Origin of the sequence: Klebsiella sp. AqSCr, assembly GCF_008452795.1 — a bacterium.
In the GTDB taxonomy this organism is placed as follows: Bacteria; Pseudomonadota; Gammaproteobacteria; order Enterobacterales; family Enterobacteriaceae; genus Klebsiella; species Klebsiella pneumoniae.
On record NZ_MJDM01000005.1, the window covers coordinates 2,699,988 to 2,724,421 of the forward strand.

General features: G+C 58.5%; 23 protein-coding genes. 4 read left to right on the forward strand and 19 right to left on the reverse strand.

What is annotated here, in order from left to right; translation table 11 throughout:
* Positions 1 to 7: 7 nt before the first annotated feature.
* The 5 genes from glgA to asd form a co-directional block, all read right to left on the reverse strand.
* Positions 8 to 1,441: a glycogen synthase GlgA gene (glgA, locus tag BHE81_RS17350; RefSeq protein ID WP_002920564.1), complete on the reverse strand. Its 1,434-nt coding sequence runs from the start codon at positions 1,439 to 1,441 to the stop codon at positions 8 to 10.
* Positions 1,441 to 2,736 carry a glucose-1-phosphate adenylyltransferase gene (gene glgC, locus BHE81_RS17355; RefSeq protein ID WP_002920566.1) on the reverse strand — a complete coding sequence of 432 codons (1,296 nt, stop codon included), beginning with the start codon at positions 2,734 to 2,736 and terminating at the stop codon, positions 1,441 to 1,443. The genes glgA and glgC overlap by 1 nt, the downstream gene beginning before the upstream one ends.
* An 80-nt stretch (positions 2,737 to 2,816) precedes the next feature.
* On the reverse strand, positions 2,817 to 4,793 hold the full coding sequence (glgX, locus tag BHE81_RS17360) for a glycogen debranching protein GlgX (protein ID WP_023342583.1): 1,977 nt from the start codon (positions 4,791 to 4,793) through the stop codon (positions 2,817 to 2,819).
* Positions 4,790 to 6,976: a 1,4-alpha-glucan branching enzyme gene (gene glgB / locus BHE81_RS17365; protein ID WP_004150069.1), complete on the reverse strand. Its 2,187-nt coding sequence runs from the start codon at positions 6,974 to 6,976 to the stop codon at positions 4,790 to 4,792. Before glgB ends, glgX begins: the two co-directional genes overlap by 4 nt.
* A 238-nt stretch (positions 6,977 to 7,214) precedes the next feature.
* Positions 7,215 to 8,321, reverse strand: coding sequence for an aspartate-semialdehyde dehydrogenase (gene asd / locus BHE81_RS17370; protein ID WP_002920570.1), 1,107 nt, complete (start codon positions 8,319 to 8,321; stop codon positions 7,215 to 7,217).
* Between the two features lie 103 nt (positions 8,322 to 8,424).
* Between asd and BHE81_RS17375 the strand changes: the two genes are divergently transcribed.
* Positions 8,425 to 8,787 (forward strand): hypothetical protein, encoded by a 363-nt coding sequence (locus BHE81_RS17375; RefSeq protein ID WP_004213401.1) that lies wholly within the window; start codon positions 8,425 to 8,427, stop codon positions 8,785 to 8,787.
* Here the strand turns inward: BHE81_RS17375 and gntU are convergent.
* From gntU to BHE81_RS17400, 5 genes are all read right to left on the reverse strand, one after another.
* Positions 8,784 to 10,124 (reverse strand): gluconate transporter, encoded by a 1,341-nt coding sequence (gntU, locus tag BHE81_RS17380; RefSeq protein WP_002920773.1) that lies wholly within the window; start codon positions 10,122 to 10,124, stop codon positions 8,784 to 8,786. The genes BHE81_RS17375 and gntU overlap by 4 nt on opposite strands.
* Positions 10,124 to 10,654 carry a gluconokinase gene (gntK, locus tag BHE81_RS17385; protein WP_002920775.1) on the reverse strand — a complete coding sequence of 177 codons (531 nt, stop codon included), beginning with the start codon at positions 10,652 to 10,654 and terminating at the stop codon, positions 10,124 to 10,126. Before gntK ends, gntU begins: the two co-directional genes overlap by 1 nt.
* Positions 10,655 to 10,834: 180 nt before the next feature.
* Positions 10,835 to 11,830, reverse strand: a complete 996-nt coding sequence (gene gntR, locus BHE81_RS17390; RefSeq protein WP_002920777.1) for a gluconate operon transcriptional repressor GntR — start codon at positions 11,828 to 11,830, stop codon at positions 10,835 to 10,837.
* A 114-nt stretch (positions 11,831 to 11,944) separates the two neighbouring features.
* Positions 11,945 to 12,640 (reverse strand): pirin family protein, encoded by a 696-nt coding sequence (locus BHE81_RS17395; protein ID WP_002920779.1) that lies wholly within the window; start codon positions 12,638 to 12,640, stop codon positions 11,945 to 11,947.
* A 121-nt stretch (positions 12,641 to 12,761) separates the two neighbouring features.
* Complete coding sequence (locus BHE81_RS17400) at positions 12,762 to 13,799, reverse strand: oxidoreductase (protein ID WP_004174013.1); 1,038 nt, start codon at positions 13,797 to 13,799, stop codon at positions 12,762 to 12,764.
* A 264-nt stretch (positions 13,800 to 14,063) separates the two neighbouring features.
* Here BHE81_RS17400 and BHE81_RS17405 point away from each other — a divergent pair, with 264 nt between their 5' ends.
* Both BHE81_RS17405 and yhhY read left to right on the forward strand, forming a co-directional pair.
* On the forward strand, positions 14,064 to 14,717 hold the full coding sequence (locus BHE81_RS17405; protein WP_110246645.1) for a bactofilin family protein: 654 nt from the start codon (positions 14,064 to 14,066) through the stop codon (positions 14,715 to 14,717).
* A gap of 239 nt (positions 14,718 to 14,956) precedes the next feature.
* Complete coding sequence (yhhY, locus tag BHE81_RS17410; RefSeq protein ID WP_072145336.1) at positions 14,957 to 15,433, forward strand: N-acetyltransferase; 477 nt, start codon at positions 14,957 to 14,959, stop codon at positions 15,431 to 15,433.
* 89 nt (positions 15,434 to 15,522) lie between these two features.
* Here yhhY and ggt read toward each other — a convergent pair whose 3' ends face one another.
* The gene (ggt, locus tag BHE81_RS17415) at positions 15,523 to 17,268 is read right to left on the reverse strand and encodes a gamma-glutamyltransferase (protein ID WP_009484082.1); all 1,746 of its coding nucleotides are present in this window, start codon (positions 17,266 to 17,268) and stop codon (positions 15,523 to 15,525) included.
* A 123-nt stretch (positions 17,269 to 17,391) separates the two neighbouring features.
* Here ggt and BHE81_RS17420 point away from each other — a divergent pair, with 123 nt between their 5' ends.
* Complete coding sequence (locus tag BHE81_RS17420) at positions 17,392 to 17,712, forward strand: DUF2756 family protein (RefSeq protein WP_004150073.1); 321 nt, start codon at positions 17,392 to 17,394, stop codon at positions 17,710 to 17,712.
* A 23-nt stretch (positions 17,713 to 17,735) separates the two neighbouring features.
* Here the strand turns inward: BHE81_RS17420 and ugpQ are convergent, their stop codons facing one another.
* From ugpQ to livF, 8 genes are all read right to left on the reverse strand, one after another.
* Positions 17,736 to 18,476: a glycerophosphodiester phosphodiesterase gene (ugpQ, locus tag BHE81_RS17425; RefSeq protein ID WP_016531888.1), complete on the reverse strand. Its 741-nt coding sequence runs from the start codon at positions 18,474 to 18,476 to the stop codon at positions 17,736 to 17,738.
* Positions 18,473 to 19,543, reverse strand: coding sequence for a sn-glycerol-3-phosphate import ATP-binding protein UgpC (locus tag BHE81_RS17430; protein ID WP_004150074.1), 1,071 nt, complete (start codon positions 19,541 to 19,543; stop codon positions 18,473 to 18,475). The genes ugpQ and BHE81_RS17430 overlap by 4 nt, the downstream gene beginning before the upstream one ends.
* 1 nt (position 19,544) lies before the next feature.
* Positions 19,545 to 20,390 (reverse strand): sn-glycerol-3-phosphate ABC transporter permease UgpE, encoded by an 846-nt coding sequence (gene ugpE / locus BHE81_RS17435; RefSeq protein WP_004145129.1) that lies wholly within the window; start codon positions 20,388 to 20,390, stop codon positions 19,545 to 19,547.
* The gene (gene ugpA, locus BHE81_RS17440; protein ID WP_002920792.1) at positions 20,387 to 21,274 is read right to left on the reverse strand and encodes a sn-glycerol-3-phosphate ABC transporter permease UgpA; all 888 of its coding nucleotides are present in this window, start codon (positions 21,272 to 21,274) and stop codon (positions 20,387 to 20,389) included. The genes ugpE and ugpA overlap by 4 nt, the downstream gene beginning before the upstream one ends.
* Positions 21,275 to 21,380: 106 nt before the next feature.
* On the reverse strand, positions 21,381 to 22,697 hold the full coding sequence (gene ugpB, locus BHE81_RS17445) for a sn-glycerol-3-phosphate ABC transporter substrate-binding protein UgpB (protein ID WP_002920796.1): 1,317 nt from the start codon (positions 22,695 to 22,697) through the stop codon (positions 21,381 to 21,383).
* A 272-nt stretch (positions 22,698 to 22,969) separates the two neighbouring features.
* Positions 22,970 to 23,338 (reverse strand): type II toxin-antitoxin system death-on-curing family toxin, encoded by a 369-nt coding sequence (locus tag BHE81_RS17450; protein ID WP_023285605.1) that lies wholly within the window; start codon positions 23,336 to 23,338, stop codon positions 22,970 to 22,972.
* The gene (locus tag BHE81_RS17455; RefSeq protein WP_004174006.1) at positions 23,335 to 23,556 is read right to left on the reverse strand and encodes a type II toxin-antitoxin system Phd/YefM family antitoxin; all 222 of its coding nucleotides are present in this window, start codon (positions 23,554 to 23,556) and stop codon (positions 23,335 to 23,337) included. The genes BHE81_RS17450 and BHE81_RS17455 overlap by 4 nt, the downstream gene beginning before the upstream one ends.
* 163 nt (positions 23,557 to 23,719) lie before the next feature.
* The gene (livF, locus tag BHE81_RS17460; protein WP_004145133.1) at positions 23,720 to 24,433 is read right to left on the reverse strand and encodes a high-affinity branched-chain amino acid ABC transporter ATP-binding protein LivF; all 714 of its coding nucleotides are present in this window, start codon (positions 24,431 to 24,433) and stop codon (positions 23,720 to 23,722) included.
* Between the last annotated feature and the right edge of the window lies 1 nt (position 24,434).

The window sequence follows — 24,434 nt, forward strand, 5'->3', positions numbered from 1 at the left end:
CCAGTGGTTACATCAAGCGTTGATAAAGTTCGCGATAGGAGTTCGCGGCAACCTGCCAGCTAAAATCCATATTCATCGCCTGACGCTGCACGTAGCGCCAGAGCGACGGGCGCGACCAGAGGACAAAGGCGCGACGGATAGCGCGCAGCAATGACAGCGCATTGCTGTCCTCAAAGACAAACCCTGTCGCCAGACCATCGGCCAGATTCTCCAGCGAACTGTCAGCGACGGTGTCCGCCAGACCGCCGGTGCGGCGCACCAGCGGCAGCGTCCCGTACTTCAGACCATACAGCTGGGTCAGGCCGCAGGGTTCAAAGCGGCTCGGGACCAGAATGACGTCGGCGCCGCCCATAATGCGGTGGGAGAAGGCCTCATGGTAGCCAATCTGCACACCCACTTTGCCCGGGTGTTCGGCGGCGGCGGCGAGGAAACCTTCCTGCAGCACCGGATCGCCGGCGCCCAGTAGCGCCAGCTGGCCGCCCTGCTCAAGCAGACCCGGCAGCGCTTCAAGCACCAGGTCCAGCCCTTTCTGGCTGGTAAGACGGCTGACGACGGCAAACAACGGCGCTTTATCATCGACCTTCAGGCCCATGGCAATCTGCAGCTGACGCTTGTTCTCCGCCTTCTCCTCCAGCGTGTCGCGATCGTAGCGCATCGGCAGCAGCAGATCGTTTTGCGGGCTCCAGATACCGTCGTCAACGCCGTTGAGAATTCCCGACAGCCGACCTTCATGATGGCGCTGGCGCAGCAGCCCCTCCATGCCGTAGGCGTACTGCGGCTCGGTGATCTCGCGCGCGTAGGTCGGGCTCACCGCCGTAATATGGTCGGCGTAGTAGAGGCCGGCCTTGAGAAACGAGATCTGCCCGTTAAACTCGAGGCCATGCATGTTATAGAACGACCACGGCAGCTCAATGTCATTCATATGCCAGGAGTAAAACATCCCCTGGTACGCCAGGTTGTGCACGGTAAACACCGATTTAGCCGGGCGTCCGCGCGCCGCCAGGTAGGCCGGCGTCAGGCCGGCGTGCCAGTCATGGGCATGCACCACATCCGGGCGCCAGAACGGATCCAGTCCGCTGGCCATTTCACTTCCCACCCAGCCCAGCAGCGCAAAGCGCAGGACGTTGTCGGGATAAGCGTGCTGGTTGGTATCGTGGTAAGGGCTCCCCGGACGGTCATAGAGATGCGGGGCGTCTATCAGGTAGATCCCCACGCCGTTAAAGTGGCCGTACAGCAGCGTGATCCGCCCGGCGAAGGTATCCCGGCGGGTCACCACCTGGGCATCCACCACGCCGCGACGGATATCGGGAAACGCCGGCAACAGCACGCGCGTATCGATACCCTCCGCGATTTGCGCCGCCGGCAGTGCGCCGATGACGTCCGCCAGACCGCCCGTCTTTAACAGCGGGAACATCTCAGAACATACATGTAAGACCTGCATTAGCGCTCCTGTTTGTGCCCTAATTTCCGCAGCATGTCGCGGGTCACCAGCACGATACCTTCCTCTGAGCGATAGAAGCGGCGTGCATCCTCTTCCGCATTCTCACCAATCACCATTCCTTCCGGGATAACACAGGCGCGGTCAATCACGCAGCGACGCAGGCGGCATGAGCGCCCCACCCAGACATCTGGCAACAAGACTGCCGAATCAATGTTACAGAACGAATTCACCCGCACGCGCGGGAACAGCACCGACTGCACCACCACCGACCCGGAGATAATGCACCCCCCGGAAACCAGCGAGTTCAGGGTCATGCCGTGGCTACCGGAGCGGTCCTGCACGAACTTCGCCGGCGGCAGCGATTCCATATGGGTGCGGATCGGCCAGTTCTGGTCGTACATATCCAGCTCCGGCGTGACTGACGCCAGATCGAGGTTAGCCTTCCAGTAGGCTTCCAGCGTCCCCACGTCGCGCCAGTAAGGTTCGGCGTTCGGGTCGGACTGCACGCAGGAGAGCGGGAAAGGATGTGCATAAGCCATGCCAGCTTCGGTGATCTTCGGAATGATGTCTTTACCGAAATCGTGGCTGGAGTTCTCGTTGCGATCGTCTTCTTCCAGCAGCTCATAAAGATAGGCGGCGTCAAAGACATAAATGCCCATGCTGGCCAGCGATTTGGTCGGGTCGGTCGGCATCGCCGGCGGGTTGGCGGGTTTCTCGACAAACTCAATGATTTTTTCGTTTTCGTCGACCGCCATGACGCCGAAGGCGGATGCCTCTTCAATGGGCACCGGCATGCAGGCCACGGTGCAACGCGCCCCTTTTTCGACATGGTCGATCAGCATGCGCGAGTAGTCCTGCTTATAAATATGGTCGCCCGCGAGGATCACCACGTACTCGGCCTTGTAGCGGCTGATGATATCCAGGTTCTGCGTCACCGCATCCGCCGTGCCGCGATACCAATTTTCGCCATGCACGCGCTGCTGAGCCGGCAGCAGATCGACAAACTCGTTCATCTCTTCGCTGAAGAACGACCAGCCGCGCTGGATGTGCTGCACCAGCGTGTGCGACTGATACTGGGTAATAACGCCGATGCGGCGGATCCCTGAGTTAATGCAGTTAGATAATGCGAAATCGATAATACGGAACTTGCCGCCAAAGTGAACGGCAGGTTTCGCACGCTTAATGGTGAGATCCTTCAGCCGGGTGCCACGCCCGCCCGCGAGGATCAACGCCACGGATTTGATGGGTAATTGACGCGCCAGCATCAGCGGATCGTTTTTTTCAAGCCTAACCATGATTAACTCCTTTTTACACCCCCGCTTTCCAGCTCATCCCGCCGCGCCGCCGCCACGGGTCCAACCGAAAGCTTCAGGGCTTACGACCTTTGAAATACGCACACTCCGTGCGCGGGCCCATGCCAGACAGCCATGATGACCGGATTATCCTCTCCGGCGAATGGAGGAACGGCGCGCCATTCCCCCTCGGGTAAAACCATATCGACCACCTCTGCGGTGGCGTTCAGCGTGAGCAGCCAGCGATCCGACAACTGGATCTGCATACACGCGGCCCCCTGCTGCCACTCCGCGGCAGTCAGGGGCTGGGCGTTGCGATTAAGCCAGCGGACGTTGCCATCCCCCTCCTGCCACCAGCGGTTGCGGGTGAGCGCCGGAATACGACGCCGCAGGTGGATCAGCGCCGCGGTAAAGGCGGTTAATCCCGGGTTCGCCTGGCGCCAGTCCAGCCACGTCAGGGCGTTGTCCTGGCAGTAAGCATTATTGTTACCGTGCTGGCTGTGGCCCTGTTCATCGCCCGCCAGCAGCATTGGCGTCCCCTGAGCCAGCAGCAGCGTCGTCAGCAGCGCATGCGCGCTGGCGCGCCGCCGTTCAATCACCGCAAAATTCGCTTCTAATCCTTCTATACCATGATTGTTGCTGTAGTTATTGTTAGTCCCATCGCGATTCTCCTCCCCGTTTGCCTCATTGTGTTTCTGATTGAAACAAACGCAGTCGCGCAGCGTGAAGCCATCGTGGGCCGTCACCAGGTTGACCGTCGCCGATGGCGGCTTGCCATCGCGGGCAAAGAGATCGCTGGAGGCCGCGAAACGTTGGGCAAAATCCCCCAGGGAGACATTTTGCTGTAGCCAGAAGCGTCGGGCGCTATCGCGAAAATGGTCATTCCATTCAGCGAACAGCGGTGGGAAATTACCCACCTGATAGCCGCCCGGGCCGATATCCCAAGGTTCCGCAATCAGTTTCACCTGCGACAGCACGCTGTCGCGGCGGATAGCCTCGAACAGCGGCGCATCCTGGCGGAATTCCGGCGTCCGCCCCATCACTGAGGCGAGGTCGAAGCGAAAGCCGTCGACATGGCACTCATCCACCCAAAAGCGCAAACACTGGCGCGCCCACTCCACCACGCCGGGGTGGCTAAGATTGAGCGTATTACCGCACCCGGTCCAGTTGTGATAATCGCCATCCTCCCTTACCCAATAATAGCTACGGTTGTCGATTCCGCGCAGGGAGACGGTGGGCCCTTCGAGATCGATTTCCGCACTATGGTTGAGCACGATATCCAGAATCACTTCGATACCGGCGGCGTGCAGCGCCTTAACCGCATCGCGAAACTCATCCAGGGCGCGATCCGGGTCGCTGGCGTAGCGCGGATCCAGCGCGAACCACGCCAACGGGTTGTAGCCCCAGTAGTTGCTTAACCCCATCCGCTGCAGTCGCGGCTCGCTGGCGAACTGCGCCACCGGCAACAGCTCAAGGGCGCTGATGCCCAGCGATTTGAAGTAAGCGATCATCGCCGGGTGGCCCAGCGCTTTATAGGTTCCGCGAATGGCTTCCGGTAGCTGCGGATTAAGCAAGGTGAGCCCTTTCACGTGCGCTTCATAAATCACCGTTTCCCCCCATGAGGTACGCGGCGGTTTATCGCCACGCCAGTCATAGCGCAGATCCACCACCTGCGATTTTGGCGCGACCGCGGCGCTGTCGCGACGATCGGGCTGCCACATGCCGCCGTGCAGGCGCTCATCGTCAGGCAGATCGCCCTCGACCCGGTGGGCGCTGGGATCGATCAACAGCTTGGCCGGGTTAAAGCGGTGCCCCTGCGCCGGATCCCAGGGACCATGTACCCGATAGCCGTAGCGCAGGCCCGGCCCGGCGGCGGCCAGCCAGCCGTGCCAGATGTCGCCGCTGCGCGCCGGGAGATCGAAGCGTTGCTCGTTGCCCTGCTCGTCGAATACGCACAGCTCCACCCGCTCCGCATGGGCGGAGAAGAGGGCGAAATTCACCCCCTTGCCGTCATAGCTGGCGCCCAATGGCGCAGGTTTGCCTGCCGCGAGTGAGGTCATTGCGCCTCCCGGACCAGCCAGATCGTCGCCAGCGGGGGCAGGGTCAGCGACAGCGAATGTTCGCGGCCATGGCTGGCGATAGCGTCGCTTTCCACCACGCCGCCATTGCCCTGATTGCTGCCGTGATAGTGCATGGAGTCGGTATTTAGCGCCTCGCGCCAGCGGCCCGGCTGGTTAATGCCGAAGCGGTAGTCGTGGCGCGGCACCGGCGTGAAGTTGCTGGCGACGATAATCTCGTTGCCCGCCCGGTCACGGCGTACAAAGACAAACACCGAGCGCTCATGGTCGTCGACCACCAGCCATTCGAAGCCGTAGGGGTCAAAATCCAGCTCGTGTAGCGCTTTATGATGACGGTAGGTATGGTTCAGGTCGCGCACCAGCCGCTGGACGCCGTGGTGCCAGTTGTCGCCGCCCTCCAGCAGATGCCAGTCGAGGCTAACGTCATGGTTCCACTCGCGGCCCTGAGCGAACTCATTGCCCATAAACAGCAGCTTTTTCCCCGGGAAGGCGAACAGCCAGCCGTAGTAGGCGCGCAGGTTGGCGAACTTCTGCCAGGCATCGCCCGGCATGCGGTCGAGAATCGATTTTTTGCCGTGCACCACTTCATCGTGGGAGAGCGGCAGCACAAAATTCTCGGTGTAGTTGTAGAGCATGCCGAAGGTCATTTTGTCATGATGGTAGCGGCGATGCACCGGATCGAGCTTCATGTAATCCAGGGTGTCGTGCATCCAGCCGAGGTTCCATTTGAACCAGAAACCGAGGCCGCCGCCGGCTGGCGGACGGGTCACCCCGGCAAAATCGGTGGACTCTTCCGCCATGGTGACCGCGCCCGGCGTCTGTTCGCCAAGGATGCGGTTGGTGTTGCGCAGAAACTCAATGGCTTCCAGATTCTCCCGCCCGCCGTATTCGTTAGGGATCCACTCTCCCGCCTTGCGGCTGTAATCGCGATAGATCATCGAGGCCACCGCGTCGACCCGCAGCGCATCGATGCCGAAGCGTTCGATCCAGTACAGCGCGTTACCCACCAGGTAGTTGCTGACTTCCCGACGTCCGTAGTTGTAGATCAGGGTATTCCAGTCCTGGTGATACCCCTCGCGCGGATCGCTGTGCTCATACAGCGAAGTGCCGTCAAACGAGGCAAGGGCAAAATCATCCGCCGGGAAGTGGCCGGGCACCCAGTCAAGAATGACGTTCAGCCCGGCGGCGTGCGCGGCATTGATAAAGTAACGGAAATCGTCGCGGGTGCCGAAGCGGCGGGTCGGCGCATAGAGCCCGGTGGGTTGATAGCCCCAGCTGCCGTCGAACGGGTGCTCGTTAACCGGCAATAGTTCGAGATGGGTGAAGCCCATCCATTTCGCATAGGGCACCAACTGGTCGGCCAGCTCGCGGTAGCTCAGCCAGAAATTATTATCGGTATGACGGCGCCAGGAGCCGAGATGCACTTCATAGATAGAGATCGGGGCATCAAACTGGTTCGCCGCTCTGCGGTCCGCTGGCTGTTCCACTTTGGGCGGCAGGTCGCAGATAAGCGAGGCGCTTTCCGGACGCATTTGCGACTCAAAGGCGTAAGGGTCGGCTTTGACCCGCAGATTGCCGTGGGCGTCAATCAGTTCGAATTTATACAGCTGGCCATTGTGCGCGCCGGGAACGAACAGCTCCCAGATCCCGGACTCTTTGCGGAATCGCATCGGGTGGCGACGGCCATCCCAGTAGTTAAACTGCCCCACCACCGATACGCGGCGGGCGTTCGGCGCCCACACCGAGAAACGGGTACCGGTGACGCCGTCCATGGTGGCAGCGTGCGCGCCCAGCGTTTCGTAAGGGCGCAGGTGGGTCCCTTCCGACAGCAGCCAGACGTCAAGGTCCTGCAACAGCGGACCAAAGCGATAAGGGTCATCGATCAGATTCTGCTGCCCGTGCCAGGTGACGGCCAGCTGATAGCGAAAAGCGTTTTTACGCCGCGGCAGGACGCCGCTGAAGAAACCACGCGAGTCGAGACATTCGAGCTTGCCGACTTTGCGTCCGGTTTTCGGTTCAATAACCCACACGTCGGTGGCATCGGGTAATAATGCGCGCACTTCCAGCCCGGCGTCAGTACGGTGCATGCCGAGCACGGAAAAGGGATCCGCGAAATGACCGGCGATTAGCGCATTAATCACGTCTCTATCAATATGATTAGACATGCTTTCATCCTGTTGTAAGTGTCGCTCATTCCTGTAACTGGCGACTTTTTTTGACCTGAACGGCGCAGTGCTCTCAGCATCCTCCTGCTCCGTCCCACCTTCAGGTAAGGAATTCCTTACTTAAAGCATAGCCAAGGCTGAGTTACCTCCGTGGGGAAAAATCTAACATCCGCGTTTACTCCTTGTATTACGCAAAAAAAAAGGGGGCTCGAAGACCCCCTTTCTGTTCATCCTGGGCTTACGCCAGCTGGCGAAGCATCCGGCGCAGCGGCTCCGCGGCGCCCCACAGCAGCTGGTCGCCAACGGTAAAGGCCGATAGATACTCCGGCCCCATATTCAGTTTACGCAGGCGTCCTACCGGGGTGGTCAGGGTGCCCGTCACCGCGGCCGGGGTCAGCTCGCGCATGGTAATCTCACGATCGTTCGGTACCACTTTGGCCCACGGGTTGTGCGCGGCCAGCAGCTCCTCAACGGTCGGGATAGAAACATCTTTCTTCAGCTTGATGGTAAACGCCTGGCTGTGGCAGCGCAGCGCGCCAACGCGAACGCAGAGGCCGTCTACCGGGATAACGGACGAGGTGGCGAGGATCTTGTTGGTCTCCGCCTGGCCTTTCCACTCTTCGCGGCTCTGACCGTTATCCAGCTGTTTGTCGATCCACGGGATCAGGCTGCCCGCCAGCGGTACGCCAAAGTTATCGACCGGCAGCTCGCCGCTGCGGGTCAGCGACGTCACTTTGCGCTCAATATCCAGGATGGCGGAAGCCGGGTCCGCCAGCTCCGCGGCCACATGATTATGCAGCTGCCCCATCTGGCTCAGCAGCTCGCGCATATGACGCGCGCCGCCGCCGGAAGCCGCCTGGTACGTCGCCACGCTGACCCACTCCACCAGATCCTGAGCAAACAGGCCGCCGAGGGACATCAGCATCAGGCTGACGGTGCAGTTGCCGCCGACAAAGGTTTTCACGCCGTTGTTCAGGCCGGCGGTGATCACATCCTGGTTAACCGGGTCGAGGATAATGATCGCATCGTCCTTCATGCGCAGCGAAGAAGCCGCGTCAATCCAGTAACCCTGCCAGCCGCTTGCGCGCAGCTTCGGGTAAATCTCGTTGGTGTAATCGCCGCCCTGGCACGTGACAATAATGTCCAGCGCCTTCAGCGCGTCCAGATCGAACGCATCCTGCAGCGTGCCACCGGTGCTACCGCCGAATGACGGCGCTGGCTGTCCCAGCTGGGAGGTAGAGAAGAACACCGGGCGAATGGCGTCGAAATCGCGCTCTTCAACCATGCGTTGCATGAGGACAGAGCCGACCATTCCGCGCCAGCCGATAAAACCAACATTTTTCATAACGTATTCCTGCGAGGTGTGTGCTGTTTGTGCCTGGCCAGTTTCCAACTGGATTATCCCTCACCTTACAAAATGCAGCTAAAGTCGCAAGTGAAATTAATCAATGATTGCTGAACAATCAGAAAAGCAACTTATCCTGCACATTGTCCACCGTCGCTGGTCGTCGTCAAAAGCGCAACGATTATCGGAGAAATCCCCCAGGGAATGGAATATTTTCCGTCGCTATTTTATTGATCCTGATTATGGATTAAGCGTGAAATCTGGTGCTTTTCCGCTTGCCAAAAAAAAGCGACAAACCCAGTCACAGCAAGGGCTGACGAGGGATACGAGCATCGTCGTAGCGCTAATAAGGGCCAATAGCTGGCAAGGAAAAGAGGGAAAAAGGGCGGCTTATTGCAAAGAAGCCAGGGTAAGCAGCGTTACCCTGGCTTTTTATTTCCCGCGAGCGGGAGATGAGCGGGCTTAGCTCAGCAGCTGGAAGGCGATCATACCGACAATCGCCCCGGTGGTGCCAAGGATGGTTTCCATCATGGTCCAGGTCTTCAGCGTCTGGGCTTCACTGGCGCCGGTAAATTTACCGAACAGCCAGAAGCCGGCGTCGTTCACGTGGCTTACCACAATCGAGCCGCCGGCGATACAGATAGACAATGCCGCCATCTGCGCGCCGCTGTAGTTCAGCTGCTCAATCACCGGCATCACCAGGCCGACCGCCGTCAGGCACGCCACGGTGGCAGAGCCCTGAATGATACGCACCGCCGCCGCCAGTACGAAGCAGGTAATAGCGATCGGCAGCCCCATTCCGGTCAGCGCTTCACCAAGCGCCGGGCCAACGCCGGAGTCAACCAGCACCTGCTTGAAGACGCCGCCAGCCCCGATCACCAGCAGAATAATCCCGGCCGGCTGCAGCGCGTGGCCGCAAATCTCCATCACCCGGTCTTTCGCCATTCCCTGACGTACCGCCAGACCGTAAATCGCCACCAGGCAGGCCACCAGGATCGCGGTGAACGGGTGGCCGATAAACTCGAACCATTCGTAGGCAGTGGAACCCACCGGCACAAAGCGCGCGGCGATGGTTTTCAGGCCAACCAGCACCAGCGGCAGCAGGATCAGCGCCAGGCTGAAGCCGAAGGAGGGCATTTTGCCTTCGCCGAGATGCGGTTCCGTGACGTCGTCAGGAATATGCAATTCGACGTAGCGGCTGATGAAGTTGCCCCATAGCGGACCGGCGATAATCATCCCCGGAATGGCCGCACACAGGCCAATCAGGATCATCCAGCCAAAGTCGGCGTGCATTTGCGACGCCAGCAGCATCGGCGCCGGTCCAGGCAACAGAAACGCCGCGGCGGCGGCAACGCCGGCAAACAGCGGGATCACCAGCTTCACGAGGTTAGTACCGGTATGGCGCGCCATCGAGAAGGCGACGCTAATCAGCAGTACGATCGCCACTTCGAAGAACAGCGGCAGCGCGCAGATGAGTCCGGCGAGACCAATCGCATAGTGCGCGCGATTGTGGCCAAAGGATTTGAGCATCTTGACGGCAATCTGATCGACCGCCCCCGTTTCATGCAGGATCTTCCCGAACATCGCGCCGAGCGCGACGACGATCGCCAGGAAGCCCAGCGTACCGCCCATCCCTTTCTCCATCGTCGCCGCGATTTTATCCAGCGGCATGCCGGAGAAGAGACCGGCGCCAATAGAAACCACCATCAAAGCCACGAAGGCGTGCATTCGCGCCTTCATGACTAAAAACAGCAGCAGCAATACCGAGCCGACTGCTGTTAAAACAAGCGTTAAAGTACTCACTAGTGACTGCCTTTGTTGATCACCTCGATGGTGCTGGCCACCACGCCTTCCAGCGGCTGGTCGATATCGACGATAAGCACATCGCTCTCGTCGGCGCCTGGTTCCTGCAGCGTTTCAAACTGCGTCACCAACATTTGGGTTTTAAAGAAGTGCCCTTTACGCGCCTTCAGACGGCTTTCGATCACGTCGAAATCGCCTTTCAGGTAGATGAAGGAGAGGTTCGGGTTGCCCTTGCGCAGAATGTCGCGATAGCTCTTCTTCAGCGCCGAGCAGACGATCAGCGACACCTTGTTGGTACGCTGCATGGCGAACGCGGCGTCATTTAGCGCCTGCAGCCACGGCGTGCGGTCGTCATCGTTGAGCGGCTCGCCGGAGGCCATCTTGGTGATATTGCTGCGCGGATGGAGAAAGTCGCCGTCAAGAAACGCGGCATGCAGTTGATGCGCCACTTCGCTGGCGACAGCGGATTTTCCGCTGCCGGAAACGCCCATCAGGACATAGACGTGGTGATCATGGTTAGTCGTGCTCAAAGCGTCCTCCCACTGGACTGGTACGCCGCGCCGGGGCTGATTCATCCAGCGCGAAGGCGGCGTATCGGTTAATTGTTACGGGTAACTGTTATCGGTAACATTGTCATGCCGGACCTGTGGAGAAGCAATATCCATTCGTGCCAGATGTGAATATGTGTGATCTACTTCAAACTTGTCAGTTTAAATTGATCCGCCCGGTGACAATGTGAAACCTAAATCTAACATCTTAGGGGTAATCGCTTCACCACGAATGCGCGCCAGCAGCCGTTCGGCGCCGATGCGCCCCATTCGCTCGCGCGGGGTCAGGACGCTGGCCAGCCGCGGCTCCATCACCTGGCCGATATCATGGCCGTGGAACCCGGCGATCGCCATATCATCGGGGATCTTCAGCCCCAGACGCTGGCACTCGAACGCCGCGCCGACCGCGAGGTCATCGTTGGTGCAGAAGATGCCGTCGAGCTGCGGATATTCGCGGCGCGCCTGGCGCATCAGCTCAATCCCCGAAGAATAGGACGAGGATTGTTCCACCATCACGCTGTAGGGCGTCATCCCGGCGTCAAGCATCGCCTGCTCGTACCCCTTCTGTTTGATGATAGTACGTTCATCAAGACGCGCCCCCAGATAGGCGACATGGCGGTGGCCGCGGGCGATGATCGCCGCGGTCATCTGCCGGGCGGCTTCAAAGTTATCAAACCCGACGGCAATATCGAGACACGGCGACCGGCTGTCCATCAGCTCCACCACCGGAATGCCGGCGACTTCGATCATCTTCAGGGTGCGCGGCGTATGGGTGCGTTCGGTGAGGATCAGGCCATCAATGTTCCAGGAGAGCATCGATTCGAGGCGTTTCTCTTCCATTTCCGGCTTATAGCCGTAGTGCGCCAGCATGGTTTGATAGCCGAAGGCGTCGGTGACGCTTTCGATACCGCGCAGTACTTCCGAAAAGACCTGATTGGTTAACGACGGCAGCAGCACGCCGATGGCGCGGCTGGTGGCGTTGGAAAGAATGTCAGGGGCGCGATTGGGAATATAACCCAGTTCATCGAGGGCAACGGCAATCTTGCCACGCAGCGCTTCGGAGACCTGCTCCGGGTTGCGTAAATAGCGACTGACCGTCATTTTGGTCACGCCGACAAGATCGGCTACATCCTGAAGTACGGGTCTTTTCTTTTTCATCGTCCTGACTGTGATCAACGGGGAAACATTTTCTCAGTTTATCACGGACAAAGCGCAACCTTCCCTAACATGAGGGAAGGCTGCGCAATTTATTTAACCTGGCTCAGATAACTATCAAACCGGCGGCAGATCGAACAGCAGGATCTCGCTATCGCTGTCGGCATGAACCGAAATCGCCTGCTCGTCCCAGATGGCCAGACCGTCGCTGGTGGTGGCTTTAGTACCGTTGATGGTCACTTCGCCTTTGACCACCTGGATCCACACGCGGCGTTCCGCGGCAATCTGGTGAACCGACTGCTCATCTTTCAGCAGCGCCCAGCGATAGAGTTCCATATCCTGGTACACCTTCAGCGAGCCATCTCGCGCATCCGGCGACAGCACCAGCTGTTTGCCCTGGGCGGCGTCGAAGCGGCGCTGCTCGTAGCGCGGGGTAATGCCGGTTTCTTCCGGAATAATCCAGATCTGATACAGACGCAGACGATCGGTTTTGCTCGGGTTGTACTCAGAGTGGCGCACCCCGGTACCCGCGCTCATGATCTGGAACTCGCCCGCCGGCACCTGCTCTTTGTTGCCCATGCTGTCCTGGTGCTCCACCGCCCCTTCCAGCACATAGGTCAGGATCTCCATGTCTTTGTGCGGGTGGGTACCGAAGCCCTGACCGGCGTCGATGACGTCGTCGTTAATCACCCGCAGGGCGGAGAAGCCCATAAAGTTCGGGTCATAATAGTTGGCGAAAGAGAAAGTATGCCAGGAATCCAGCCAGCCATGGTTAGCGTGGCCACGTTCGTTCGCTTTGCGTAAATAGATCATGTTGCACCCCCGTATGTTGTCGATGGAGTCAGTGTGGACCCATTTCGCCGGCGATCATAGAGGGTGAAAATTGACTCCTCTGTTCAAAAAATATGAACAAGCGCAGAGGAGCCAATTTGACTTATCGGGTAAGGGTAATGGTGGCCGGTGAAGGCTGCTCAAAGCCGCGCTGCAGGATCTCCATATTGGTGAGAACGTCAGTTTCCTTGACGTAATTCGGCTGGCCGTTGACGAGGGTGTCGTACAGCGCGTCGTACACCCGACCATAATCGCCGCTCTCCAGCGGCACCGCTTCGCGCACCATCTCCCCTGCCTCGTTGACATACACCAGCTCGCCAACGCTGTCGTCCGCGCCAAATCCCGGCTCGCCCGGCATGATATTGGCCTTCAGGCTGGTCTCCTGCTGGTCAATGCCGTACTTCACAAACGAACCTTTGTGCCCGTGAACGATAAATTTCGGGTAATCGATCTGCACCAGATGGCTGGTCTTAACGATGGCCTTCATATCGCCGTAGAACAGCTGGGCTTCAAAGGTGTCATCCGGGTTGGCTTTATTGCGCAGCGAGCGCAGATCGTAAGAGACATGGTCCGGGCGGCCGAACAGCGAAATGATCTGATCCAGGGTATGCACGCCAAGGCCATAGAACTCGCCGTTTTGCGGACCGCCGGGGTTGGTCTCCGCCAGCGGGCGATAATTATCAAAATGGCTTTCGATCTCCACCAGTTCGCCGAGTTTCCCGCTCTCAATCACCTTTTTGGTGGTCAGGAAGCAGGAGTCGAAACGGCGGTTCTGATAGGGCGTCACCGTCAGGCCTTTGCTGTTCGCCAGGGCAAACAGAGTTTTTGCTTCCTCCAGCGTCGGGGTGAACGGCTTTTCCACCAGCACGTTTTTTCCTGCCTCCAGCGCCTTTTTCGCATATTCAAAATGGCTGTCGGCGTGAGTGCAGACCACCACCAGCTTGACCAGTGGATCGTTTAATACTTCTTCAAGGTCGCTGGTGAAATGAATATGGGAATACTGCGGCGCCTGCTCCTCGGGCTTCGCCCGGCGGCGGTAAATGTGCGCTACCTGCCAGCGGTCTTTGCGGTGCAAAACGTAAGGAAGGTGATAGCGGGTGGTGCTTTTACCAAAGCCAATAAATGCGCAGTGCAGAGTCATAACGCTGTCCTTAGTTAATGAGCTACCTTCAACCATAGCGCAAGCCGGTCCCTCACTTCATCCTCTCTGTTTGCTTGCAGTGAAGATTCGTTAGGAAAATAGTTCGAGTATCACTCATACGTAATTATTAATAACTTATTGATTAATAAGTGATTAAATCAGCAGTTTTCGGCAAAAAACCTTGATCGCCATGGCAAAACTGCGGATAAGTGGAGAGCAAACCAGGAGGTTGCTGATGACTAACGGAGTAGCCAGCCGCTGCTGATGGACAAACAGTATCTCGCCATAAACGGCGCCCTTTTTTTCTGGCTTCTCGCGCTGATCGCCTGGTCTGTCGATGCAAGCGCGCTGGCGCGCCTGGCGGCCGCCTGCGCGCTTATCGCTTTCCTCCTCCATAGCCAACGGAACAAGATTAACGCGATATTTATTAAGAAAAATAAAACGGAACCTCAGATATCAGAAGCAGCCACGCCTCCGGCAATTAACCCAGAACCCGAAGCGGTCGCCAGCAAAAAACACGAGACTACGGTCATCGCCAGCGGGGTGCATTTCGTCGGCAATATAGTCGCCAGCGGCCATGTCTATATCCACGGTCAGGTCACCGGCAACATTGAGGCCAAAGAGCATTTGATTAAGGTAATGCGTGAAGGCCAGGTGGAGGGCAACGTCAGCTGCCGGGAGCTAATAATTGACGGCAAGGTGCAGGGCCAGTGTCATGGCGACAGCATCACCATTGAGGAGCACGGCCATCTGGAGGGTACCCTCGCCTATCGCGCGCTGGCGATCAAGAAAGGCGGCGTTTTTAGCGGTCGCGCTGAAATGCTGGCCGCCGCGGAGAACAAAAGTCATATTCTCGGTCTGGTAGCAGACGCCCCCTCCAAAACCGACGCGGAGCCCGTCAGGCCGCAGAGCGCCTGAGATAGCAGCAAAAAAAAAGCCAGCACCCGGCTGGCTAAAGTAATACTGGAAGCAATGTGAGCAATGTCGTGCTTTCAGGCTTTCCGCAAGGGTCTCCCTGAATGCAGGACAATAATAATCATTCTCATTCGCACTTGTCTACTTTTTTTTGCAAAAAACAACATTGACTCCCCGGCCGCCGTCAGAGATTGTGAAGGGGAATCAGTAACCAAAAAGAGGATAAGGGAATGAGTGACATAGTGATACGCCATGCCGAACCGCGCGATGCTGAACCTTTACGTATGCTGATGGCGCACCCGGAGGTCTATCATGACACACTACAGATCCCCTATCCATCAATGGAAGCCTGGCAGGAGAAGCTACAGCCCAGACCCCATACCTTTCATCTGGTGGCGACACTGGACGAGCAGGTCGCCGGACATCTGTCTCTCCATGTTGAGCCGCGCCCTCGGCGCAGCCACGTCGCAACCTTTGGCATGGCGGTTGCCGCCGGCCATCAGGGTTGCGGCATCGGCAGCGCGCTGATGCGCGAGATGATCGACCTGTGCGACAACTGGCTGCGCGTCGAGCGTATTGAGCTGACGGTGTTCGCCGATAATGCCCCGGCGATTGCGGTGTATAAGAAGTACGGCTTTGAGATCGAAGGCACCGGCAGGCGTTACGCGCTGCGCAACGGTGAGTATGTGGATGCGTATTATATGGCGAGAATGAAGTAGCGTGTTGCCGGGTGGCGGCTTCGCCTTACCCGGCCTGCGTTCGCACAGTTGTAGGCCCGGTAAGCGCAGCAGCGCCACCGGGCAACACATCAATACCCCGCCGTTAAATCATCCGGCGAACGCGGATCGGAGGCGCCATACAGCATGCCGTCCGGCCCCACCATGATGCTCTGGGTACTGCCCATCGCCTCTTTCAGCGCCACTTTCTGCCCCTTCGCCTCCAGCAGCTTGAGGGTATCCGGGCTAAAGCCTTTCTCCACCCGCAGCTCATCCGGCAGCCATTGATGGTGGAAACGCGGCGCGTTGGTGGCTTCCGCGACGTTCATCCCGAAATCGATGGTATTGACCACCATCTGCAGTACGGTGGTGATGATCCGACTGCCGCCCGGGCTGCCGGTCACCAGCCAGGTTTTGCCGTCTTTCACCACAATGGTCGGCGACATTGACGACAGCGGGCGTTTTTTCGGCTCCACCGCATTGGCGTCGCCGCCCACCAGACCATAGACGTTAGGCACGCCGGGCTTCGCCGAGAAATCATCCATCTGGTTATTGAGCAGAATGCCGGAATCACCGGCCACAATGCCGGTACCGAAGGTGGTATTCAGCGTATAGGTCACCGCCACCGCATTGCCGTCTTTATCGACCACCGAGAAGTGGGTGGTCTGGTTACTTTCATAGGGCGCCAGCTTGCCCGGACGGATCTGGCTGGAAGGCTTCGCCTTGTTGACATCAATCTCGGCGGCGATCGCTTTGGCGTAAGCCTTGCTGGTCAGCGCCTGCCACGGCACGTTGACGAAGTCAGGGTCGCCGAGATATTCGGAACGGTCGGCGTAGGCGTGTTTCTCTGCCTCCGCCATCACCTGCATGGCGTCGGCGCTGCCAAAACCATATTTCTGCATATCGAAGTTTTCGAGGATATTGAGGATCTGCACGATATGGATCCCGCCGGAGGACGGCGGCGGCATAGAGTAAACCTCATACCCGCGATACTCGCCGCTAACCGGCGTACGCTCCACGGCCCTGTAGTTGGCGAGGTCAGCTTTGGTGATTAGCCCGCCGTGCTTTTTCATCTCGTCAGCGATCTGGTCGGCGATGGCCCCTTTATAGAAGGCGTCCGGGCCGTGCTCGGCAATCAGCTCCAGGCTCTTACCGAGGTTCTTCTGCACCAGCCGATCGCCCTTCTTCAGCGGCTCGCCGTTCTTCCAGAAGATCGCTTTACTATTTTCATGCTGCGGGATCACTTCGCTGCCGTAGGTCTTCAGATCGTCCGCCAGCGCATCGTTAACGATAAACCCCTCTTCCGCCAGCTTAATCGCCGGACGGATCACTTTGTTCAACGGCATGGTGCCATACTTTTCCAGCGCGAGGGAGAAACCGGCGACGCTGCCTGGCGTGCCGGAGGCCAGATGCGAAGTCAGTGATTTTTTACTGTCCGGGTTGCCCTGGTCGTCAAGGAACATGTCGCGGGTGGCCTGCTCTGGCGCCATTTCGCGGAAATCGATCGCCGTGGTCTTGCCGTCTTTAGTCCGCAGCATCATAAAACCGCCGCCGCCAATATTCCCGGCCTGCGGATGGGTGACCGCCAGCGCGTAGCCTACCGCTACCGCCGCATCGACAGCGTTACCGCCCTGGCGCAGGATATCCACGCCGACGCGGGTCGCCAGCGCGTCCACCGAGGCCACCATCCCCTGCCGGGCGCGTACCGGGTGGAACACATCTTCCTCTACGCCATAAGAGACCGGCGGCGGCGGTGGCGGATTGGCGGCGACGGTAAAGCTGCCCCCCGCCAGCAACGCAGCGATGACCACCTGACGCCATATTGTTGTTTTTATCATTGTCTTACTCCTGAAAGGTAGGTTTCATTCCCCGCTTAAGCCTGGTTGATAACTCCTAAAAAATCATTGTTATGGCAGATTCGAGGTACACTTAAGTGATCCCACGCACGGGAGGAGAAAACCATGAAAGCGATTCTGTTTCTGGCGGCGCTGATGCCGCTTGGCGTATTAGCCCAGCCGATCAATATTAATAACAACCCTAACCAGCCGGGTTACGTGGTCCCCAGCCAGCAGCGCATGCAAAATGAGATGAAGATCCAGCAACAGCAGCAGCAGAGCATGCTGAAGCAGGATCTGAACAATCAGACCCGCTCGCAGCAGCAGCATTTGCAAAACCAGCTGCAGACTAATCAGCAGCGCGCGGCCCAGGGCGGCAATCTGAATGCGCCGCAGCAGGTGCGGCCAAATAACAACGGTGGGATGCTGCGGCAGACTAATCCGTAAAGGTCGTCCGCCGCAAATCCGTCTTAAGGCTGGAAATTCGGCCCGATGACATCAACGGCATCGGTGCAGATGCAGTCTACGCCCCAGCGCAGCAGTTCGGCGGCGCGCTGGGGTTTATTGACCGTGTACACCAGAATGTGCAGGCCAGCCTGTTTCAGGCTCGCCACCCGCGCCGCATCCAGCAGTTTGTGATTGAGGTGAATCGACACGCAGCCCAACCGGGTGGTCAATTCGCGCCAGTCATCGCGCCACTCATCCAGCAGCAGCCCGCGCGGCAGCTCGGGCGCGGCTTCCTGCGCCGCCTCAAGGGCGTCGATTTCAAAAGAGGAGAGCAGCGGCGCGGTCATGCCTTGCCATAGATCGCGCGCGGCCAGCGCCACCACTCTGCCGGTCTGCGGCCCCAGCCCGGTGGTCGGCTTAATTTCGATATTCGCCATCATGCCGTGACGACGGCAGCGCTCCGCCACCTGGGAGAGCAACGGCAGCGGCTCGCCCTTAAATTCACGGCTGAACCAGCTGCCGGCATCGACCTTCAGCAGATCGTCCCACGCCAGCTCTCCCGCCACGCCCCAGCCATTGCTGGTGCGTTCGAGATTATCGTCATGCAGCAGAAAGATCTGCCCGTCCTTCGACAGCTTGGCGTCAAATTCAATCATCGTGTGCCCGTAGCGGGCGCCGACATCGATAGCCGCCAGGGTGTTCTCCGGCGCCAGTTTACCGCCGCCGCGATGGGCGACGATGCGGGGATAAGGCCAGTTACTCATGCGCGTTGTCCTGTTTCACCATCAAAGAGGTGCAGATGTTCCAAAGGCAGATGCAGCCATAGCGTGCTGCCTGCCGCCGGGCGCTGCTGGTGCGGCAGTCTGACCACCAGCTTCTGTTCGCCCCAGCGCCCGTGAGCGAGGTTATCGGCACCTAAAATTTCCAGGGTGTCCATCAGCAGCGGAATACCACCTTGCGCCTGCGAGCTTAAGATAAAATGCTCCGGACGGATACCGAGCGTCATTTTACGCCCAGCGTGGCGCCGGTGCTCATGATTCGTCGGCAGCTGCATGCCGCCCGCCAGCTCAAAGCGACCGCCGTCATCGCTGATGCGCCCTTCCAGCAGGTTCATGGCCGGGCTGCCGATAAAGCTCGCCACAAAGCGGCTGGCTGGCTTCTCATACACTTCCACCGGGGTGCCGATCTGCTCGGCAACGCCTTTGTTCATCACCATCACCCGCTGGGCGAGGGTCATCGCCTCCACCTGGTCATGGGTGACGTACAGCGAGGTGGTTTTCAGGCGGCGATGCAGCTGCTGCAGTTCCAGACGCATCTGCACGCGCAGCTTGGCGTCGAGGTTTGACAACGGTTCGTCGAAGAGGAATACCGCCGGGTCACGCACGATGGCGCGGCCCATCGCCACGCGCTGGCGCTGGCCGCCGGACAGTTCCCGCGGGCGGCGCTTGAGCAGACCATCCAGCTCAAGAATGCGCGCCGCCTCCTGCACCCGCTCGGCGATCAATCCCTTACCCATGCCGCGAATCTTCAGCCCCCACGCCATGTTCTCTTCCACGCTCATATGCGGATAAAGGGCATAGTTCTGGAACACCATCGCGATGCCGCGATCCTTCGGCTCCATCTCGGTCACCCGTTTACGATCGATCCAGATATCGCCGCTGGTCACCCGTTCAAGTCCGGCGACCATCCGCAGCAGCGTTGATTTCCCGCAGCCCGACGGGCCGACCATAACGATAAATTCCCCGTCCGCCACGTCCAGCGTCAGCGGTTGAATTACCTGGGTTTTGCCATCCCAGCTTTTGCTTACTGCCTGTAGTTTTAAACCAGCCATTTTATTTCTCACTATCGACCAGGCCGCGCACAAACGCGCGCTGCATGGCTAAAACGATGACGACCGGCGGGATCAGGGTCAGCAGCATCGCCGCCATCACCTGATTCCACTGGGTAGTACCTTCGCCGGTGGCGATCATGCCTTTAATACCGGCGACGGCGGTGCCAAGATTCACATCCTGAATAATCAGCAACGGCCACAGATACTGGTTCCAGCCGTAGATAAAGGTGATGACGAACAGCGCGGCGAGGTTGGTTTTCGACAACGGCAGCACGATGTCGCGAAAGAAGCGCATCGGCGAAGCGCCATCGATACGCGCCGCTTCAATCAGCTCGTCCGGCAGGGTCATAAAGAACTGGCGGAACAGGAAGGTAGCGGTGGCCGAAGCCATCAACGGCAGCGTTAACCCGGCATAGCTGTCGAGCATGTTGAGGTTGGCGATCACCTCCACCGTCGGGAAAATACGCACCTCGACCGGCAGCATCAGGGTGATAAAGATCATCCAGAAGAACAGGTTACGCAGCGGAAAGCGGAACCAGACGATAGCGAACGCCGAAAGCATCGACACCACGATTTTGCCGACCGTAATGGCGAACGCCATGATGAAGCTGTTGAGCATCATCAGCCAGAACGGCGCGCTGTTGACGCCGACGCCGTTCACCCAAATGGTCTTCATGTTCTCCAGCAGATGTCCGCCGGGGATCAGCGTCATCGGCGTTTCAAATACCGATTTGTTATCCAGCGTCGCCGCCACGAAGGCGACGTACAGCGGGAATAAAATGACGGCGATACCCAGGATCAGCATGGTGTGGCTGAAAATCGTCAGCCCGCGACGGTTCTCAATCATTGGTAACGCACCTTACTTTCAACGTAACGGAACTGCACCACCGTCAGGATAATGACGAGGAACATCAGCACCACCGACTGCGCGGCGGAAGCGGATAGATCGAGCCCGGCGAAACCTTCGCGATAGATTTTGTAGATCAGAGTGGTGGTCGCCTGCACCGGGCCGCCAGCGGTGGCGGCATCGATCACCGGGAAGGTGTCGAAGAAGGCATAAACCAGGTTGACCACCAGCAGGAAGAAACTCACCGGCGCAATCAGCGGCAGCGCCAGCTTAAAGAAGCGACGAATCGGCCCGGCGCCGTCGATGGCGGCGGCCTCAACCAGCGAACGCGGAATCGACTGCAGCGCGGCGAAGAAGAACAGGAAGTTGTAGCTTATCTGCTTCCACACCGAGGCGAAGACCACCAGAAACATCGCCTGGCCGCTGTTCTGCGCATGGTTCCAGTCATAGCCCAGCTCGCCGAGGAAATGGGTGATCAGCCCGCGCCCGGGGTTAAAGAGGAAGATCCACAGCACCGCCGCGACGGCGGGGGCCACGGCGTACGGCAGCAGCATCAGCGTTTGATAAAAGCGGCTGCCGCGCACCACATAGTCGACCAGCGCGGCGAAAAACAGTGAAATGAGCAGGCCGCTGACGGTCACCAGAGCGCTGAATTTTATGGTGGTCCAGAACGAGTCCAGGTAGTACGGATCGTGGAACAGCGCAACGAAGTTATCCAGGCCGACGAACTGGCTGGAAAGGCCAAAGGGATCGACGCTCTGCAGCGAGTACCACAGCGCTTCGCCTGCGGGCCAGATAAAGAAAATCAACGTGATAATCAGCTGCGGCGCGACCAGCACATAGGGCAGCCAGCGCGAGCGGAATACCGGACGGGATGATGACATTGAGATTGGGTTCCTGAACAATGCCGGGTGGCGGCTACGCCTTACCCGGCCTACATAGGGCACATCGTAGGCCCGGTAAGCGCAGCGCCACCGGGCAAGTTACAGATTACGATTTGGTCGCTTGCTCGAAGCGACGCAGCAGCTGGTTCCCGCGCTGCACGGCGGAATCCAGCGCCTGCTGCGGGGTTTTCTTGCCGGTCCACACGCTCTCCAGCTCTTCATCGACGATGGTGCGGATTTGCGGCATGTTGCCCAGGCGCAGACCTTTGGTGAACGGCAACGGCGGCTTGTTCAGCATCTGGCGGGTAGCGATATCGGCGCCCGGGTTCTTATCATAGAAGCCCTGCTGACGCGTCAGATCGTAGGCCGCGGTAGTGATCGGCAGGTAGCCGGTTTTCTGGTGCCACTCGGCGGCGTTTTCCGGTTTGGTCAGGAAGTCGAGGAACTTCGCCACGCCGGTGTAGGTCTCTTTGTCTTTGCCCTGCATCACCCACAGGCTGGCCCCGCCGATGATGGCGTTCTGCGGCGCGCCTTTCACGTCGGCATCGTAAGGCATCATGCCGACGCCGTAGTTAAATTTGGCGTACTGGCGGATATCGGCCAGCGAGCCGGACGAGGCAGTGGTAATGGCGCAGTCGCCGTTATAGAACTTTTCGGTAGACTCGTCTTTACGCCCGAAGTAGCTGAAATCGCCCTTCTTGTTCATCTCTTCGAGCAGCGCGATATGCTTCACCTGCTCCGGCTTGTTGAACTCAAGAACCGCGTCGGTACCGTCGAAGCCGTTATTCTTCGTGGCCACCGGCAGACCGTGCCAGGCGCTGAAGTTTTCAATCTGGATCCAGCCCTGCCAGCCACTGGCGTAGCCGCACTTCATCCCGGCGGCTTTCAGCTTCGCGGTATAGGCCGCCAGATCCTGCCAGGTCTTCGGCGGCTGATCCGGATCTAAGCCGGCTTTTTTGAAGGCGTCTTTGTTGTAGTAGAGCACCGGGGTAGAGCTGTTAAACGGCTGGGAGAGCAGATGGCCGGTTTTCGAATCGGTGTAATACCCGGCCACCGTCGGTACGAACTGCGATTCATCAAACTTGATGCCCGCCTCGCTAAACACCTGGTAGACCGGCTTAATGGCTTTTGACGCCATCATGGTGGCGGTGCCGACTTCATACACCTGCAGGATAGCCGGCGCGTTGCCGGTACGGAAGGCGGCGATACCGGCGCTCAGGCTCTGCTCGTAGTTGCCTTTGTATACCGGAACGATTTTGTAATCAGGATTGGCCGCGTTAAAGCGTTGCGCCAGAGAATCCACTTCTTTACCCAGCTCGCCTTCCATTGAGTGCCAGAATGGGATGGTGGTAACCGCCAGGGCCTGACCGGCAAAAGCCAGGCTCAGCGCCAGTCCTAAAGCTGTATGTCGTAACGATATCATCGGTTATCTCTCTTGTTGTGCCGGATGCGCGATTTCACGCGTTTTATGCTCGCGGGGTAACATGACATGTTCGAATTACAGAAAAATAACTTTTTTATTACAAAAAAAAGATAGTAACGGGTCAGAGAGATGACAAGCCGATGAAAGGATGGGGGAAGTAAAGTGGGAGCTGAGACACGGATAATATTCTTGCGATCGGCTCCCGGGGTCGGCGCAAGCGCCTCGCCCGGGCTACAAACCGGCGAAGCCGCCGGGTTGCAACGAGTTAACAGTCATCCACGCAAACGCGCGACAATCTGTTCCAGGGTAAGTTGCCCTGCTGCTGCCTCGACGGTAATACCGACGAAGTCTGGATTCGCTGGCAATATAATTCCATTTCGCTTTAAAAAAAGCAGGGTGATAAACAGTGCCGTACGCTTATTACCATCATTAAATATATGACCGCGAGAAATCGCCAGCAGATGCATCGCAGCGAGTCGCCACACGTCTGTCACACCTTCATATTCAATTTTGTTTAGCACCCTATACATTATCGCTTCGGCACGCCCCGGATCGGGCATACCGGCAACGCCAGGCGTGACGCGGAGCAGCCTGTCGTGAAACTGTATTATCTCTTCCGCTGAGATAATCTGCAGCGTCATTTATCCGCAAGCTCCCTGATCTCATCACCATGAACCGCCATGATAGCAGCGAACTCATCATCCATTCTGGCCGCCTGGTAGCGTTCAAACTCTTCTGCACTAATGATGACTGCAGATTTATGCCCACGACGGGTAATGGTCACAGGTACACCTGTCACTGCGCTTTCCAGCACATCGGCCAGATTTTGCCGGGCTTCGCTATAGTTAACCGTTCTCATAAAAACCTCCAAAGCTGTACTCTTTTATTGTACAACATACATGTACAAAAAAAGAGCCAACAGGCTCTTTTAAATGTATTCGTGCGATCGGCTCCCGGGGTCGGCGCAAGCGCCTCGCCCGGGCTACAAACCGGCGAAGTGAACGACGCCGGGTTGCGATGAATTAACCGCCGAGATAGGCGCTGCGCACCGCCTCGTTGGCCAACAGCGCGTCGCCGGTGTCCTCCAGCACCACGTGGCCGTTCTCCAGCACATAGCCGCGGTCGGCCAGCTTCAGCGCCTGGTTGGCGTTCTGCTCAACCAGGAAGATCGTCATCCCTTGCTCGCGCAGCTGCTCGATGGTGTCGAAAATCTGCTGAATGATAATCGGCGCCAGCCCCAGCGACGGTTCATCCAGCAGCAGCAGGCGCGGTTGGCTCATCAGGGCGCGACCGATCGCCAGCATCTGCTGCTCGCCGCCGGACATGGTGCCGGCGCGCTGAATACGGCGTTCATGCAGACGCGGGAACAACTCATACACCCATTTGATGCGGGTCTGGAACTGATCGCGGTCGGCAAAAAAACCGCCCATCGCCAGGTTCTCTTCCACCGTCATACGCGAAAAGACGCGCCGCCCTTCCGGAACGATCGCCACCGCCTCGCGCATGATCTTCGCGGTTTGCCAGTCGGTAATATCCTTACCGTCAAAGACAATGCGCCCGCTGGAGGCGCGCGGGTCGCCGCACAGCGTGCCGAGCAGGGTGGTTTTCCCCGCGCCGTTGGCGCCGATAAGCGTGACGATCTCGCCCTGTTTGATATGCAGGCTGACGTTGTGCAGCGCCTGAATCTTGCCGTAGTGGGCGCTGACGTTGTCAAAAGTTAACATCGCGTTTTCCATC

What these genes read in the sequence shown, in the direction of transcription:
- glgA (WP_002920564.1), bottom strand. Translation starts at nt 1,441, where the DNA reads ATGCAGGTCTTACATGTATGTTCTGAGATGTTCCCGCTGTTAAAGACG.
- glgC (WP_002920566.1), bottom strand. Translation starts at nt 2,736, where the DNA reads ATGGTTAGGCTTGAAAAAAACGATCCGCTGATGCTGGCGCGTCAATTA.
- glgX (WP_023342583.1), bottom strand. Translation starts at nt 4,793, where the DNA reads ATGACCTCACTCGCGGCAGGCAAACCTGCGCCATTGGGCGCCAGCTAT.
- glgB (WP_004150069.1), bottom strand. Translation starts at nt 6,976, where the DNA reads ATGTCTAATCATATTGATAGAGACGTGATTAATGCGCTAATCGCCGGT.
- asd (WP_002920570.1), bottom strand. Translation starts at nt 8,321, where the DNA reads ATGAAAAATGTTGGTTTTATCGGCTGGCGCGGAATGGTCGGCTCTGTC.
- BHE81_RS17375 (WP_004213401.1), top strand. Translation starts at nt 8,425, where the DNA reads ATGATTGCTGAACAATCAGAAAAGCAACTTATCCTGCACATTGTCCAC.
- gntR (WP_002920777.1), bottom strand. Translation starts at nt 11,830, where the DNA reads ATGAAAAAGAAAAGACCCGTACTTCAGGATGTAGCCGATCTTGTCGGC.
- BHE81_RS17395 (WP_002920779.1), bottom strand. Translation starts at nt 12,640, where the DNA reads ATGATCTATTTACGCAAAGCGAACGAACGTGGCCACGCTAACCATGGC.
- BHE81_RS17400 (WP_004174013.1), bottom strand. Translation starts at nt 13,799, where the DNA reads ATGACTCTGCACTGCGCATTTATTGGCTTTGGTAAAAGCACCACCCGC.
- BHE81_RS17405 (WP_110246645.1), top strand. Translation starts at nt 14,064, where the DNA reads ATGGACAAACAGTATCTCGCCATAAACGGCGCCCTTTTTTTCTGGCTT.
- ggt (WP_009484082.1), bottom strand. Translation starts at nt 17,268, where the DNA reads ATGATAAAAACAACAATATGGCGTCAGGTGGTCATCGCTGCGTTGCTG.
- BHE81_RS17420 (WP_004150073.1), top strand. Translation starts at nt 17,392, where the DNA reads ATGAAAGCGATTCTGTTTCTGGCGGCGCTGATGCCGCTTGGCGTATTA.
- ugpQ (WP_016531888.1), bottom strand. Translation starts at nt 18,476, where the DNA reads ATGAGTAACTGGCCTTATCCCCGCATCGTCGCCCATCGCGGCGGCGGT.
- BHE81_RS17430 (WP_004150074.1), bottom strand. Translation starts at nt 19,543, where the DNA reads ATGGCTGGTTTAAAACTACAGGCAGTAAGCAAAAGCTGGGATGGCAAA.
- ugpE (WP_004145129.1), bottom strand. Translation starts at nt 20,390, where the DNA reads ATGATTGAGAACCGTCGCGGGCTGACGATTTTCAGCCACACCATGCTG.
- ugpA (WP_002920792.1), bottom strand. Translation starts at nt 21,274, where the DNA reads ATGTCATCATCCCGTCCGGTATTCCGCTCGCGCTGGCTGCCCTATGTG.
- ugpB (WP_002920796.1), bottom strand. Translation starts at nt 22,697, where the DNA reads ATGATATCGTTACGACATACAGCTTTAGGACTGGCGCTGAGCCTGGCT.
- BHE81_RS17450 (WP_023285605.1), bottom strand. Translation starts at nt 23,338, where the DNA reads ATGACGCTGCAGATTATCTCAGCGGAAGAGATAATACAGTTTCACGAC.
- BHE81_RS17455 (WP_004174006.1), bottom strand. Translation starts at nt 23,556, where the DNA reads ATGAGAACGGTTAACTATAGCGAAGCCCGGCAAAATCTGGCCGATGTG.
- livF (WP_004145133.1), bottom strand. Translation starts at nt 24,433, where the DNA reads ATGGAAAACGCGATGTTAACTTTTGACAACGTCAGCGCCCACTACGGC.